The organism is Robiginitalea myxolifaciens, from assembly GCF_900115205.1.
GTDB lineage: Bacteria > Bacteroidota > Bacteroidia > Flavobacteriales > Flavobacteriaceae > Robiginitalea > Robiginitalea myxolifaciens.
Window position 1 is genome coordinate 397,669 of the sequence record NZ_FOYQ01000002.1, and the last position, 13,793, is coordinate 411,461.

The 13,793-nt window shown below is 48.3% G+C and carries 9 protein-coding genes; 4 read left to right on the plus strand and 5 right to left on the minus strand.

The window, feature by feature from the left end; genetic code table 11:
* Positions 1-70 precede the first annotated feature (70 nt).
* The 3 genes from BM318_RS09905 to BM318_RS09915 all read left to right on the plus strand — a co-directional run bounded on the left by BM318_RS09905 (position 71) and on the right by BM318_RS09915 (position 3,828).
* Entirely contained in the window at positions 71-1,165 is a 1,095-nt protein-coding gene (locus tag BM318_RS09905; protein WP_092982462.1) for a hypothetical protein, read from the plus strand.
* Positions 1,166-1,277: 112 nt separating this feature from the next.
* On the plus strand, positions 1,278-2,813 hold the full coding sequence (locus BM318_RS09910; protein ID WP_092983485.1) for an alanine/glycine:cation symporter family protein: 1,536 nt from the start codon (positions 1,278-1,280) through the stop codon (positions 2,811-2,813).
* Positions 2,814-3,066: 253 nt separating this feature from the next.
* The gene (locus tag BM318_RS09915) at positions 3,067-3,828 is read left to right on the plus strand and encodes a hypothetical protein (RefSeq protein WP_143099959.1); all 762 of its coding nucleotides are present in this window, start codon (positions 3,067-3,069) and stop codon (positions 3,826-3,828) included.
* Between the two features lie 177 nt (positions 3,829-4,005).
* Here BM318_RS09915 and BM318_RS09920 read toward each other — a convergent pair whose 3' ends face one another.
* From BM318_RS09920 to BM318_RS09930, 4 genes are all read right to left on the minus strand, one after another.
* The gene (locus BM318_RS09920; RefSeq protein WP_177218293.1) at positions 4,006-4,638 is read right to left on the minus strand and encodes a response regulator transcription factor; all 633 of its coding nucleotides are present in this window, start codon (positions 4,636-4,638) and stop codon (positions 4,006-4,008) included.
* Positions 4,639-4,836: 198 nt separating this feature from the next.
* The gene (locus BM318_RS14435) at positions 4,837-4,983 is read right to left on the minus strand and encodes a hypothetical protein (protein ID WP_177218294.1); all 147 of its coding nucleotides are present in this window, start codon (positions 4,981-4,983) and stop codon (positions 4,837-4,839) included.
* 280 nt (positions 4,984-5,263) lie between these two features.
* The gene (locus BM318_RS09925) at positions 5,264-7,180 is read right to left on the minus strand and encodes a PorP/SprF family type IX secretion system membrane protein (RefSeq protein WP_092982465.1); all 1,917 of its coding nucleotides are present in this window, start codon (positions 7,178-7,180) and stop codon (positions 5,264-5,266) included.
* 144 nt (positions 7,181-7,324) lie between these two features.
* The gene (locus BM318_RS09930; protein WP_177218295.1) at positions 7,325-8,518 is read right to left on the minus strand and encodes a TolB-like translocation protein; all 1,194 of its coding nucleotides are present in this window, start codon (positions 8,516-8,518) and stop codon (positions 7,325-7,327) included.
* Between the two features lie 335 nt (positions 8,519-8,853).
* Between BM318_RS09930 and BM318_RS09935 the strand changes: the two genes are divergently transcribed.
* Positions 8,854-10,341 carry a sulfatase family protein gene (locus BM318_RS09935; protein WP_092982467.1) on the plus strand — a complete coding sequence of 496 codons (1,488 nt, stop codon included), beginning with the start codon at positions 8,854-8,856 and terminating at the stop codon, positions 10,339-10,341.
* 10 nt (positions 10,342-10,351) lie between these two features.
* Here BM318_RS09935 and BM318_RS09940 read toward each other — a convergent pair whose 3' ends face one another.
* Positions 10,352-13,645, minus strand: a complete 3,294-nt coding sequence (locus tag BM318_RS09940; protein WP_092982468.1) for an amidohydrolase family protein — start codon at positions 13,643-13,645, stop codon at positions 10,352-10,354.
* Positions 13,646-13,793 lie beyond the last annotated feature (148 nt).

Here is a 13,793-nt window from a genome sequence, read left to right on the forward strand (position 1 = left end):
TTGCGCTTTTAATTTGTGCGTAAATTTAAGGGAATAATTATAGCTCAGGGAATCCATATCTTTAAAGCAAATGGAACCATTGGAAGCAAACGCGGAAGTGCTCAATTTCTATGGCTGGTGGGAGTTTTCTACCTGTCTTTTTGCATTTGCCGCACTGCTTGCAATCTGGTGGCACATCGGCAGGAAACAAGGCGATAAAGGGCAGGTCTGGCTGGCATTTTCCATTCTCTGTTGGAGCGCGAGCGGGCTGCTCGAAGTTTACCTCGCTTCTAATCCGCTGGAGGTCTCCTGGCCAGAGGGTGGAAAATCCCTGCTTTCGCTCATGAATTCCCTTTTTATCCTGAGCGCACTTCCCTGGTTTCGATTTCTCCCGAAACCTTTAGAAGCACTAATCCGATCGCCCTATTGGGTATATTTGATCACCATCCCTTTTGTACTCGCACTGCTTCCGACCTTGCGCAAGATTCTGATGGGTAGTGAAGGCCTGATCCAGGAGTTTGATGTCTACTATTCCCTGTTTACACTTCTGATTTTAGGAATGGTCCTATGGGAATCCTTCCGGCGCCGACGCCTGAAAGCCCTGGCTATTCTCTCTCAGGTCTGTATCTTAATCACCCTCCTGGCACAGCTCTACAAACTCAGTGACTCCCGCTTAAATCTGTTGCTTTTTTCCGCCTTTTTCAAATCCTCCCTGATCATGATCTTTTTTGCATTGGCCCTGAGCTGGGTAAGGGAACTTTCGGAAACCCACCTCCCCTTGGTAGAAAATCTGAAACTGACGCTTTTCAGCAATCGGCAGGGAGATCGGATTAAAAAGGAGGTGGAAGTCCGTGGACTCCCGAATCGCGATCGCGTGCAAGTAAGCCTAACACCATCGAATTATGAACTGCTATCGCGATTTATCAGGGCCCGCACAGAGCATCCGCAGGGTTGGCTGGAGATCAGGCCCAAGAATGCACCAGCAAAAGATCGGGAGTACGATATTCAGGAATACAATGAAATCCGCCGGCTGCTAATAAACTTCCTGGACGAATTGTACGGTCCGAAAGCCTGGGACAAGAAAATTCATTTTGATCCGATGAAGTCCTTGCTTTTTGAACAGTCAAAAGATCGCCAACGCCTGATACGCTTGCGTCTATCCCCGGATTCCCTGAAGATTTCGTAGGGCGTATCAAATCATTTCGGACCCTCCTTGTTTTCCGACAATTCTGAATTTCTTCCGACAAATGCCCTGTAACTGACTCATTGCCGGCATCTTGGATGGAAAATTCAAGTATATGCACACGGCTTTTTCTTTTTCCTTTCCACGCCTGAGTTTAAATACAGGAGGCATCGACGAGCGTATCAATGAGGCATTCATGCCCGTAGCGCTTTGGTGGGAGCAATTGGTATTTACAGAAATTCCCATAGCTGGCATAGGTGTGCCCATAGTTTTGATCCTATTGATCTTTGGCGCTGTTCTTTTTACGCTTAGATTCCGATTTATCAATATCCGGCACTTTGGTACTGCCCTGCAGGTGGTACGCGGTAAGTTCGATGAACTGGAACGGGATGCAGCAGGGAATCAAGGGGAAGTCAATCACTTTCAAGCCCTTACCACGGCAGTATCAGGTACTGTAGGATTGGGCAATATTGCCATGGTCGCGGTTGCTATTTCCGTGGGGGGGCCGGGAGCCACGTTTTGGATGATCCTGACCGGATTATTGGGGATGTCCTCAAAATTTGTCGAGTGCACGCTGGGGGTTAAATACCGGGATATGGATGAAAAGGGAAGTGTGTATGGCGGGCCCATGTATTATCTCTCCAAAGGACTGAAAAGCCTTGGGCTGACGCGACTTGGAAAAGTCCTTGCCGGGATATTTGCACTCCTCTGTGTCGGGGCATCTTTTGGGGGAGGCAACGCCTTCCAGTCCAATCAGGCCACTGCCCAGCTAGTTAGTCGATTTGGCTTGGATGGTAGTGCCTCAGGAACTTTGATTGGGGTTATTTTCGCAATCCTGGTTGGCATTGTGATCATAGGAGGCATCCAGCGAATAGCCAAAGTTACAGAGCGAATTGTTCCTTTCATGGCCCTGCTTTATGTCCTTGGCGCCGGATTCATCATTCTTTCACAATGGGATAACCTGGGGACAGCTCTTGGTTTGATCCTGGAAGAAGCTTTCACTCCCAGGGCCTCGGTCAGCGGCGGGTTTGCAGGAGTCCTGATCCAGGGGCTGCGCAGGGCAGCTTTCTCCAATGAGGCAGGGGCCGGTTCGGCTGCCATTGCCCATGCCGCAGTGAAAACCCGATATGCAGCCTCCGAAGGCCTCGTTGGTTTATTGGAGCCCTTTATAGATACCGTATTGATTTGTACTATGACCTCCCTGGTTATTGTGTTATTTAACCTGGAGGGCAACTTTATCTATGGGGACGCATTAAACAATGAAGTCTTACTACAAAGCGGAGAGCGCATCGGTGGCGTAAACCTCACCTCCATGGCCTTTGAAGCGGCTATCCCCGGAGCCTCATATGTCCTGGCTATTGCGGTTTTGCTCTTTGCCTTTTCCACCATTATTTCCTGGTCGTACTACGGACTGCAATCCTGGAATTACCTCTTTGGAAGAAGCCAGGTTTCCAGTATGGCGTATAAGGTATTGTTTCTGGTATTTACGGTGCTGGGTGCCGCGGTAACCCTGGATGCGGTGATTAAATTTTCCGACGCCATGATTCTGGCCCTGGTCTTTCCCAATATGATCGGTTTACTATTGCTTTATCCTAAAGCCGGTGAAGCGCTTAAGAAGTACTTATCAGCGATAAGGGGCCTGGATACCTAAAAGCACCTGCGCTGCCTCAGTTTCTTTAGAATCTTTTCCTACAGTTTATGTAGCTATTTACTATCCATTTGATAATCAATAATCTATGGAATATTTCGTATCTTCTTATCCTCATATCTTCCGCAAAATCCATTACGCTTTTGCCGTGCTAGGCAATACCGACCGGATATTCGTATCCCCTCCCGCAAGAACGCCCCAATGAGCGCGGTAAGCAGCTATCTACAATAGCTTAAAAACAACCAACGCAATTAAGATGAAAAAACTATTCGCAATGCTGTTGCTAATACCCGTATTGGCAGCAGGTCAGGAAATGCAGGAATACCCGCTTTTCACCAACATCATGTTAACCCCTAACCCGGCCCATATATCTCAGCTGGAAGCCGGTTTAAAGGAACACAACGAAAAGTTCCATAAAGACGGACCCACAGGGGCCCGGGTTTACTGGATCATGAACGGTGTGAATTCCGGAAAGTATGTCTGGACCATGGGACCGCACTTCTGGTCGACCATGGACGAAATGGATATGGGTCCCGAGCATATGAATCACTGGAATTCTGCAGTAATTGCCCATACAGAAGGGACGGCTGTAACCCACAGTTGGCGCTATAACCCGCAATGGAGCAACTTTTCCAGAGATTTTAATGTGAAATACCTCAACGTATTCATCATTGATATGAAGCGCTTTGAAAACGAATTATTCATGAGTGTTCTGGAACGGGTACGAAAGGTATATGCCGAAAAATATCCAGATCAGATCTACGGGATGTATTTCAATGTAATGCCTGGAGACGATGGAATGGATTTTGCCTGGATCGACTTTATTGATTCCATGAAAATGATGAATCAGGGCGATGAATTTCCAGGATATTTTGAAGAGGTACACGGCGAAGGAACTTTCCCAGCCTTCCTCGAAGACGTAGCAAAATCTACGGTCAAAGATCACGGAGAAATCTGGATGTATATGGAAGGTATTAGCGGTCTGGGCGCCGAAGTTCTGGCGCAGGACAGGCAATAGTCACTATACAACAGCTTAGTGGTTTTGTAGGAGCCTACTGATTTTGCAGCAAAAAGGATTTTGCAACCATAAAAAAGCCCCGCAGTAAGCGGGGCTTTCTTTCTGCCAGTTCCCATGGCTTCTATGGCTAAACACCCGGGACTGGTCTAGAAGCTAATCCCACAAAGCAACTTATCATTAACTCGCTAAATCGAGTTCTTGTAATTTATTCAGGGCTTCCGCTTTGGAATTGACATCCAGTTTCAAATAGATATTCTGGATATGAAAATTCACGGTAGAAGGACTTACAAATAGTTTTTCCGCAATCATCTTATAGGTAGCCCCCTGACAGAGGTATTCGACGATTTCGTTTTCTCTTTCCGAAAAGCGTTCATAGGATTTACGACGGAACATGTCAATGACCTTCCGCGCAATATCACTACTTATCGCAGCGCCTTCATATTTAATGGCATCCAGTGCATTGAGTAACCTATCCTTGCTGATTGGTTTGGTCAGATAACCCACCGCACCATACTTAAAGGCTTCCTTGATCTTTTCGAACTCATTTTCTTCGCTCACCATAATGACCTGGGCACTGGCGTCCATTTTACGGATTGCCTGGAGTATAGAAATGCCTGATTCCTCCGGGAGACGCATTTCCGAAATCACGATATCCGGGCGCATACTATTGAAATCTTTAAGCGCCTCTGAAGCCGAACTATACAGGCCGCAAAGTTCGTAGTCGCGATAGGTGTGAAAATAATACGGATAGGCTTCCAGCATCCTGGGATCGCTATCGATAACCATAACTTTTAGAGTAGAAGTATTCATATTTTGGAGAATTTGGGGTTGTATTTTTGATTCTTTTGGGGTTTGAATTGGTCAAGGGATGCCCGGGGCACGTGCTTTGTAGCACGCACCCTGGCACAGTCAGACAGTATCCTTTTACTTTTGGGGCACTTTGGCTGCGGGGCACACAGCTAAAGAAAAGCACAGGATTACATCCGTGGACAACGTTTACTTTGTCGCTCAGGCATCCGGGAATCCGGCCAGTGCATCCGGACGGAATTTCCTTAAATAATAAAGGTGTCGGAAGGGGTCTTGAAGCGTACCCGTTTCAGCAGGGGTGTGCGATGATTTCGGGTTGCCTTCCTTTCGGGGGTAAAAGTAGGACATGATAAAAACAGATTTGGGTTGTACAAAAACAGGTTGTAATGTTTTCAATGAAAATGTACGAAATACCCCCATTTCCACCCAGCAAATGCAGCTTTTTTCGATCAAGTGCAGTCCAGGTGTGCACTTGGTCGAATTTTCGTGTTAAAATAGACTGAGTGGTCTGTAATTCAAGAGCTTCAAAAATTTAAAAAGACCACCCGAAAAATGCGTTTTCAGATGGTCTTTGTGGAGCAAGCGTAAGTGAGATGAACCTCACCACTTCGTCAGAGGAATGTGTTTCCTAGTCCAGGAAATCCACTTTAGCCGTTGCCACTGGGTTATAGACTTCCATAATCCATTTCTCCTCCGCGTACTTGCCGCTTAAATTGGAGTTATGGGCCAGATCGGCATCCTCTTTAGTATTAAAATCGGCCAGATATACATAATACAACCCGTTCTCTGTGTTATAGAATTGCTTCGGATTCAAGCCTTTCTCCTTAAGTGATTTCACGAAGGCATTGAGATACGTCTTATTACTGTAGACGTTCGCAATTATATAATAACCAGATGACACCCCAACGATATCCGACCGATTTTTGGATCGTATAGGAACTTCCTTAAAGTCTCTTTTTAGATTAGGTGTCTTTTGGGTGTTGACGGGAGCTTTCTGGGTAGGCACCGCCGCTATGGCAGTCCTTGCTCCACCTGCAGGCAGGCGCTCCTCCGGAGTTTGGGTTTTGGATTCAGGACAAGCTGTTTGTCCGTTGCACTTTTCATTTCTTATTGTTCTCACAAGGGTCTCAAAGCGTTTTTCGAACTGCGCGGTACGTGCAGCCTCAATCGAATCCTGGCGCAGGATCAGTTCGTCCAGAATTAATCGGTTCTCAAATGCCAGGGAGTAGGAATTCAGGGCATCTTCCTTTAAGGCAGCCACATCGGCATCTGCCAACTTTGTCTTTGCCTTCCTCTTGCCGGACCTGGCCACCCGGGAATCCTCCTTATTATTATGGGCGGCTTGCCATCCTTCCCGCAATTCATCGGTAAGCGCAGGATTGGTGTTGGTAGTCGTACTCGCTTTAGCGGTTGCATCCAAATCGGCAAGACCTTCCGGATTACTGCCGGAATTTTTAGCCACTGTACCCTGGGTGGAAGCCAGACGATCGGCTTCCACCTCGGCCCGCAGCTGGGAAATTTGTTCCTCGTAATTCCGGATGATATCATCGATGCGCTTATCCTGGCTCAGGTTAGCGTAGTCTTTCAGGCTTTCTTCCTCATCGCGGAAGGTATACGCCAGGCTTATTTCATGATTCCAACCCAGATTGGATCCGGTATTGGTCACGTCCTTCTCCATCAAATATCCTAAGGACATCGTCTGACTCAGGTTGAAACCGAGCCCCATAGATAAACCATAGGTGGCATCATAGGTAGACTGGAGCCATCCGTAGTGGGGTAAATCCACCAGGAGGGAAGCGATATAGGCAATGCGGTCTTCCGGCCCCTGCCCTACCTGGACCATGGGCATAATACGACCGTCCTCGAATAAACCCGAAGTGGCATTAAGCGGTTGCGTATACTGCAAGGCGGTTTGCAGGTTCGCTGTTTCAAACCCTGTAATTAACTCATTACTGGTTTGGTTGTACTTAATGAGTTCCTTTCCATAGAAAGCGAGGTCAAATCGCCCAAGGGTTAGCGCAATACCTGGTTGCACTGCAATTTTACTTTCCTTTCCGGCGTCCTGCAGGGTGGGATCCGTCTCTGGTGTAATAATACGGGATTGATCCAGGCCCTGACTTACATAGGTAATATTCGTACCAAAGGTAAGCTTGCTGTTATCGCCCAGTTTAATGGCTCGGGCGTAATTCGCATTGAACCCGAACTCCTGAACAACTCCCTCCCATTGTCCATAGATTCCAATACCCAGTGCAGTGCGCTCATTGAGCCGATTGCTGAATCCCAGGTAATAGTTCTGAATGTTATCCTCAAAGGAAGCATATTGATTCCGGTGCAGGATATTTAGATAGGATTTGTTCTCGCGTACCAGGGAAAAAGTAGGGTTGATCAGGAATCGATTAAAAAACAATTGATTGTGAAAGGGACTCTTAACACTGAATTCCCTTTCGGTCTCCGTTTGCTGCCCGGTAACTTCCGGGGCCAGGAGGAGCGTTACTGCCAGTAGCAGCCCGCTCAGGGTTCCGTTAATAAACTTGCTCGCTTTCATCGGGTTGTAATTTGGAGCCGCTGGGGTAAACGGCCGGTATTTTGGGGGTATAAGCCGGGGGGAATGGGGGGTGACCACTTCCCCCGGCGACACTTCCGGGTATCCCGGAATAAAGTTCAGTTTAGCTTATAATCCAATCACAGGCTAATCTTCGAAATGCGTATTGGCTACTGTGCTTCGGGGGTTTACCGAGAGGATATCCATGAAGTCGTGGCGGTTATCCGCAAGACCGTTACGCTGCATTTCCTGATAGGTAATTACCAGCTCGCGCACATCATCGCCTCGGGTACCGCGGTTGGATACTACGGAAGCCATTCCGCTATCGGTGTTCAGATTGAGCGCCAGATCATCTTCTGCACTATTGAAGGGGCTTCCGATGTTCACGGCAAGGCCTACACTGCTGGGGGCTACCCGAGCGGCGTATAAATCCAGGCCACCAAAACCATCTCGTCCATCTGAAGCGAAGAAGAGCACATCGTCTCCTACCAGGGAGGGGAACATTTCATTCCTTCTGGTATTTACCTTGTCGCCCATATTTCGGGCTACACCGAGACTACCATCGCGCTGAATATCTGAAACATAGATATCGTACTTCCCGAAAGAACCTGGCATGTCGGAAGAAAAATAAAGGCGTCGCCCGTCTGCCGATACAGCTGGATGCATTGCAGAAGCATACTTGGGCACCACACCCAATTCCCGGATGTCGCTCCACTTCCCATTTATTTTACGGGCACTGTAGAGTTTATGCACCAATTGCTTTTTGGAGAATAATCCAGTAAGCGGCTTCATAGGTACAGCCTTGCTGAAGTAAGCCATTTGCCCGTCGGCCGTCACGGCCACCGGCGGGAGGTAGGCATCCTGGATCCCAATCCTGTCGGATTGCAACTGAGCCAGGTCGGCCTGCGGAATGGCCCGTAGGGCATCAAGACCATCCGTATCCCTTTGGTGACCAGAGCGGCCAAAGTCGGGCATTTGATAATTTGCTGCCAAATCCTGAGTGAGCTTGGCTACGTAAGAGGTATTGGTCACGCGGTAGTCGTCGCGAACTTTGGAGTACCAGTCCCGTCGGTCGGCAACATCGCGATGGGCAACGATACCTGCCTGGTGCTGAGCATATTTATAGCGTTCCAGGTAGCTAAAAGCCACCGCCTCAACACCCTGCAGATCAATGAGCTTCTGGTACCAGAATGCTGCAGTTTCGTAATTCTCGGCAAGGAAATTGGCATTTCCGAGATCCTCGTAAATCTCATCGTCGGAATAGCCGAGCTTTACCAGTTGTAAGTAGTTCTCGATTCTTTTGTCTGCCTCACTTCTCAGTTCCTGACCAGAGCGAGTCATCCTTTGGTTTTGTGCCTGAAGAGATATCATTCCCAGAAGCAGGCAACCCAAGAGGATTCTGATTTTTAACATAGGGTTCATAACACACAGATTTGGGGTTTGGAGCTGACAAAGTTTTACAGACAGGCCCCGAATGTGTTATTAGTTTTTCACAGGATTTGGGTAAAAACGGGTGATTTTTTGTTAAAAAACCAGATAAAGGCTATGAGTTTTTCACAGTTTCGGGTAAGTGCTTAATACTTTCGATGAGCGCATAGGCAACACTCAAAAGGCCTTACCCTCTGAATTATTCACAGGTATTTCACCGTAAATATTTACCTTTCATCGATAGTACTATGGATAGGATATTTCGATTTAAGCCAGTTTTTAGCCTCTTCCTTATTCTGATGTTGGCTATTTCCTGTGAATTTGCTGACAGCGGTAAGCTGTCGAGGCCTAATATAATTGTATTCATAGCAGACGATGTCAGTGCAACGGATTTAAAGGTTTATGGTAACCCTATTGGTCATACACCAGTTATTGATTCCCTTGCACAAAATGGGATTACCTTTGAACGGGCCATATTAACTACCAGCTCCTGCAGCCCGAGCAGAGCCAGTATTATTAGTGGCCGGTATCCGCATAATACGGGTGCCCCTGAACTTCATACCCCCCTTTTACCCTCCATAAAAACAGTAGCTGGAGATCTGAAAAGCTCGGGATATTTCGTGGGCGCCAGCGGAAAGTGGCACCTTGGAGAAGCGACCCGAAAAGACTTCAATACTGTAATGGACACGGCAATCGGGCCTGGAGGTGAAGACCGGTGGTTGGAGCTGTTGGATTCTATTCCTGAACAGCAACCCTTTTTCCTTTGGATGGCTTCTTTGGACGCGCATCGCAATTGGGATCGGCAAGGACATCCCGCTATCCCGAATGCCGAGGCTATTGTCCCACCTCCTTATCTCGTGAACGATTCCCTGACCCGTCATGATTTGGCCGCCTACCACGATGAGATAGCACGCTTCGATTTTCATATCGGACGCGTACTCAATGCGTTGAGGAACACGGGAAGGTTGGAGAACACCTTGGTCATTGTAATTGCCGATAATGGAAGGCCTTTTCCCAGGGACAAGACGCGGATGTACGACAGTGGTTTACAAACCCCGCTGATAGTATCCGGGGCTGGTATTGGCAATAGACCCCAACGTTCCAGGGCCCTGATATCTATTATAGACCTTGCCCCTACCTTGCTGCAGATTGCCGGACTCCCGGTTGGTGAATCCTACCAGGGCATGTCCTTTAAATCAGTGTTGCAAAATCCTGCGATTTCCCATAGGGACTATGTATTTGCCGAACACAATTGGCACGATTATCAGGCGCATGAACGCATGGTTCGTTCCCAAGAGTACTTATTGATCGAAAATAACCTTCCGGAGAAACGCCAATCCAGTGCAGCCGATGTCCATACTGGTGATAGTTTTAAATCACTGCTTCAGTGGGGCCTCAATCCGGAAGCAATCCCTTCAGAATACAGGGACCACTTCATATACCCCCGACCACAATACGAGTTGTATCACACAACCGAAGATCCTCATCAATTGCACAATCTGGCAGAATCCCCTGAATATAGCGCTGTTTTGGAATCGCTAAAACAAAGACTTAATAACTGGAAAAAGGCAACTGCCGATACCCCGGCTGTGAACTTAACTCCGGATCACTACGACTACTACGGCAGTCCGCTGGATTCACTTAAGACCTTCAATAGCGTTGACCGCGGCAAACTGCCCGGTGAAGATCTGCGTGCCAGTAAAATCGTATCTAACGATAGGGATTTACAAGAATAACCTTCTGAAATTAGTGTCGTACTACCTGGCAACCACAATGTGGTACCCCAAAGCTCATGGTGTCTTCATGCCAGGGAAAGGCCTGGTTGTTTCTTCCCTGCTCCCAGTAAAACGGTCCTCGCTCCCGGGTGTGGTTTCCGGTTTCGTTTAGGGTAGAAGCGTCATATAGCCTGCCGTTGACCATCGTGTATCGCACTGTATTCGTGTTTTCGATATCCTCCAATGGGTTTCCATCCAACACAATAAGGTCGGCCAGTTTTCCGGTTTTCAGGGAGCCGATTTCCTTTCCGGCTCCTATATATTCCGCCCCATTGATTGTAGCGGCCCTAAGGGCTTCCATATTGCTCATTCCTCCCTGATGAAGCATCCAGAGTTCCCAGTGTGCACCGAGTCCCTGTAACTGTCCATGTGCCCCAAGATTTACCTTAACACCGGCATCGCTTAAGTGCTTGCAGGTCTCTGAAACCAGTATATGCCCATTATCGTATTCCTCCGCAGGGACTTTTGTTCTATGCCTGGATCGGGCATCTACAATTCCTCTTGGCGTAAACGTCAGTAACTTCTCATTCTCCCACACGTTGTCCCGCTCATAATAAAAGAACTCCCCGTTCATACCTCCATAATTTACGATCAAGGTTGGGGTATACCCCGTATCGCTATTGCCCCAAAGTGTAGTGACGTCTTTATATACCGGTGCAACGGGTATATTGTGTTCCACCCCGGAATGCCCATCCATTACCATACTTAAATTGGTGAAGAACGTAGAGCCTCCTTCAGGGACTACATGCACGCCCAATTCCCGGGCAGCCTGTATCACCTGTTGGCGCTGCTCCCGCCGAGGCTGGTTATAACTTTTTACGGATTGCGCCCCGTAGGCCTTAGTACGCCGGATGGCCGATCGCGCATCTTCCAATGAGTTAATGACCGCCTTGAAATCACCATCCGCCCCATAGAGGATAATACCTGTTGAGAAAATACGCGGGCCTACCATGGTTCCATTGCGGACCATTTCGGCCAGGGAAAAGATGGTTTCCGAATTTGCCGAAGGGTCATGCGCAGTCGTTACTCCATAGGCAAGATTGGCATAAAGTGGCCAATGTTGCTGCGGGGTTAGCCCATGGCGGAAGGCTTGTAAATGGGCGTGGGCATCCACGATCCCCGGCATTATGGTTTTACCGCTCGCGTCAACGATATGTGCTGCTGACGGAATATTCACTGCTCCTGCCGGTCCGACGGCCTCAATTCGATTATCCCGGACTACCAGGGTCCCATTTTCAATGACCTCATCTCCTTCCATTGTAATAATGCGAGCACCGGTAAATACCGTTACACCTTTGGGTACATCGGAATTTAATTCGAGCCCAATAGGCATGCCTTTCTCCTTTACAGGAGGAATACTATCCGGGGAATCCGGGAGGAAGGTAAACCGATTGGCTACGGCATTTTCAAAATATTGATCCCCAAGGGTCCATAATATCTTTTGACTATCGCCGGACCAGTGAATATTGATTCCGGCGTCTTTACTAACCTGAGACACGGGTACATATTTGGACTTGTTATCCAGGTCCAAGGTTTTACCAGAAGCAGGCCAGGGTGCCAGGAATACCTTGTGTAAATGAGAAAATGCGATCCATTTACCGTCGGGGCTGGGTACAATTCGGTTGGCGTATTTTGTTTTAACGTGCGTGCGTTTATCTTCCCCGTTCAGATCAACGCTATTCAGCGATTTGGTAAGGTTACCAAAATAGGTGCCTCCGGATTGATAGAGAATTCGATCCCCTTTTGGATTGAATTGTGGGTAGGCCCCCTCCCCGATTACTTTTTTGAGCGCTCCTCCCCGGGCATTCACAGTATAAATCCCCGCTTCCTTGGTAAAGGCGAAGCCCTGATCCCCATTACCGGATTCCCGAACAAACACAAGGCTATTTCCATCAGCGGAAAAGGCAGGTGTGCGGTAAATTCCCTTAACTGTGGTGAGTTTGGTGGAATTTCCGCCTGAAACCGAGATGGTATGCACAGCTCCTTTTTCCTTATCATCCCAGCTTACATAAGCAAGCTGCCTGGAGTCCGGGGAAAAAGCAGGTTCAAAGGCAAAAGCCGGACCGGTAGTGAGTTGTTTGGGCTTCCCATTGGGCAATCGTTTGGTCCATAACTGCCCGACTGCATTAAAGGCAAGAGTTTTACCGTCCGGGGAAGTTACTGCACCCCGGATGACCCGTGCGGTGAATTCTTGCGGTGCCACCGGTATCTCAAAGTGAAGCGCCTCAGCAATGCTAAGCGTAGTGGAAGCTTCGAAGGGTATATTGCTCACTTCCAGGCTGGCCACCTCCAGGCGATTGAGTTTTCCACCCGCCCAAAAAATGAGGGCACTATTGTCCGGAGTCCAAGAAAAGTTCGGGTAAGTGCCAAAAATAGCCCAGGCTTCTTGTTGGTCTTTATTCAGATCCGCATAGAGCGGCCACTCTTCGCCGGTTTCCAAATCGTGGATATAGAGTACCGTCTTGGTGCGAACCCTGCGTACAAAGGCCATTTTTGTGCCGTCAGGGGATATTTCGGGCCGCGCTGCCCCACCGGGACCACCTGTAACGGTCAGGGTTTCCCCTTTTTCCCGATCGTACCGCTTAATGGCGTAGATCTGCTTATTGGGATCCTTATTGTATTGAAAAAACCCGCCCGGATACACATCCTCACTGTAATAGACATAGCGGCCATCGGGTGAAAGACTGGGTTCGTTTACGTCCTGCTGGTCGTTCTTGCGCTTGGTAAGCTGTAAACCGGAACCTCCGGTAATGTGGTACATCCATAATTCCCCTGCACCGAGAGAACGCTGGGAAGTAAAGTGTTTTCTGGCGATCAGGTACTGCCCGTCAGGGGTCCAGGTTGCATTGTTCAACAGGCGGAAGCTCTCTTTGGTAACCTGCCGCGCATTGCTGCCGTCCCGGTCCATGACCCAAATGTTGTCTCCGCCCCCTGCGTCACTGGTAAAGCTAATATGCTTCCCGTCCGGACTAAACCGGGGCTGAACCTCGTAGGGAAGTCCCCCACGTAAAAGCGTAGCCGTACCTCCGGAAATCGGTACGATAAAAATATCACCGACCATATCGAATACAATGTGAGTTCCGTCCGGGCTAACATCGAGGTTCATCCAGGTCCCCTCGTCGGTTTGCAGCGGAACCTCTTTAATATTCCAATCGCCCTCAGGCGCAGCTACATTCCATTTCGCGTCTTTCTCCTGAGCAGACAGATTTGCAGCCAGCAGGAATACGAATAAAAGCAAGCGAACGCTTACAATTTTTGATTTCATCGGTTGGTGAAGTTTAGGTTGTGTTGGTAAAGTACATAAAATCAAGAAGTTTTATTCAAGGGCATTCATACAACTAATCGAACGAGATATACAATCCCCCTTATTAATCCTTTAATAATTAGTACTTTATCCTCATACCAACCCAACT

What these genes read in the sequence shown, in the direction of transcription:
- BM318_RS09920 (WP_177218293.1), bottom strand. Translation starts at nt 4,638, where the DNA reads ATGAATACTTCTACTCTAAAAGTTATGGTTATCGATAGCGATCCCAGG.
- BM318_RS09905 (WP_092982462.1), top strand. Translation starts at nt 71, where the DNA reads ATGGAACCATTGGAAGCAAACGCGGAAGTGCTCAATTTCTATGGCTGG.
- BM318_RS09940 (WP_092982468.1), bottom strand. Translation starts at nt 13,645, where the DNA reads ATGAAATCAAAAATTGTAAGCGTTCGCTTGCTTTTATTCGTATTCCTG.
- BM318_RS09915 (WP_143099959.1), top strand. Translation starts at nt 3,067, where the DNA reads ATGAAAAAACTATTCGCAATGCTGTTGCTAATACCCGTATTGGCAGCA.
- BM318_RS09935 (WP_092982467.1), top strand. Translation starts at nt 8,854, where the DNA reads ATGGATAGGATATTTCGATTTAAGCCAGTTTTTAGCCTCTTCCTTATT.
- BM318_RS14435 (WP_177218294.1), bottom strand. Translation starts at nt 4,983, where the DNA reads ATGTCCTACTTTTACCCCCGAAAGGAAGGCAACCCGAAATCATCGCAC.
- BM318_RS09925 (WP_092982465.1), bottom strand. Translation starts at nt 7,180, where the DNA reads ATGAAAGCGAGCAAGTTTATTAACGGAACCCTGAGCGGGCTGCTACTG.
- BM318_RS09910 (WP_092983485.1), top strand. Translation starts at nt 1,278, where the DNA reads ATGCACACGGCTTTTTCTTTTTCCTTTCCACGCCTGAGTTTAAATACA.
- BM318_RS09930 (WP_177218295.1), bottom strand. Translation starts at nt 8,518, where the DNA reads ATGACTCGCTCTGGTCAGGAACTGAGAAGTGAGGCAGACAAAAGAATC.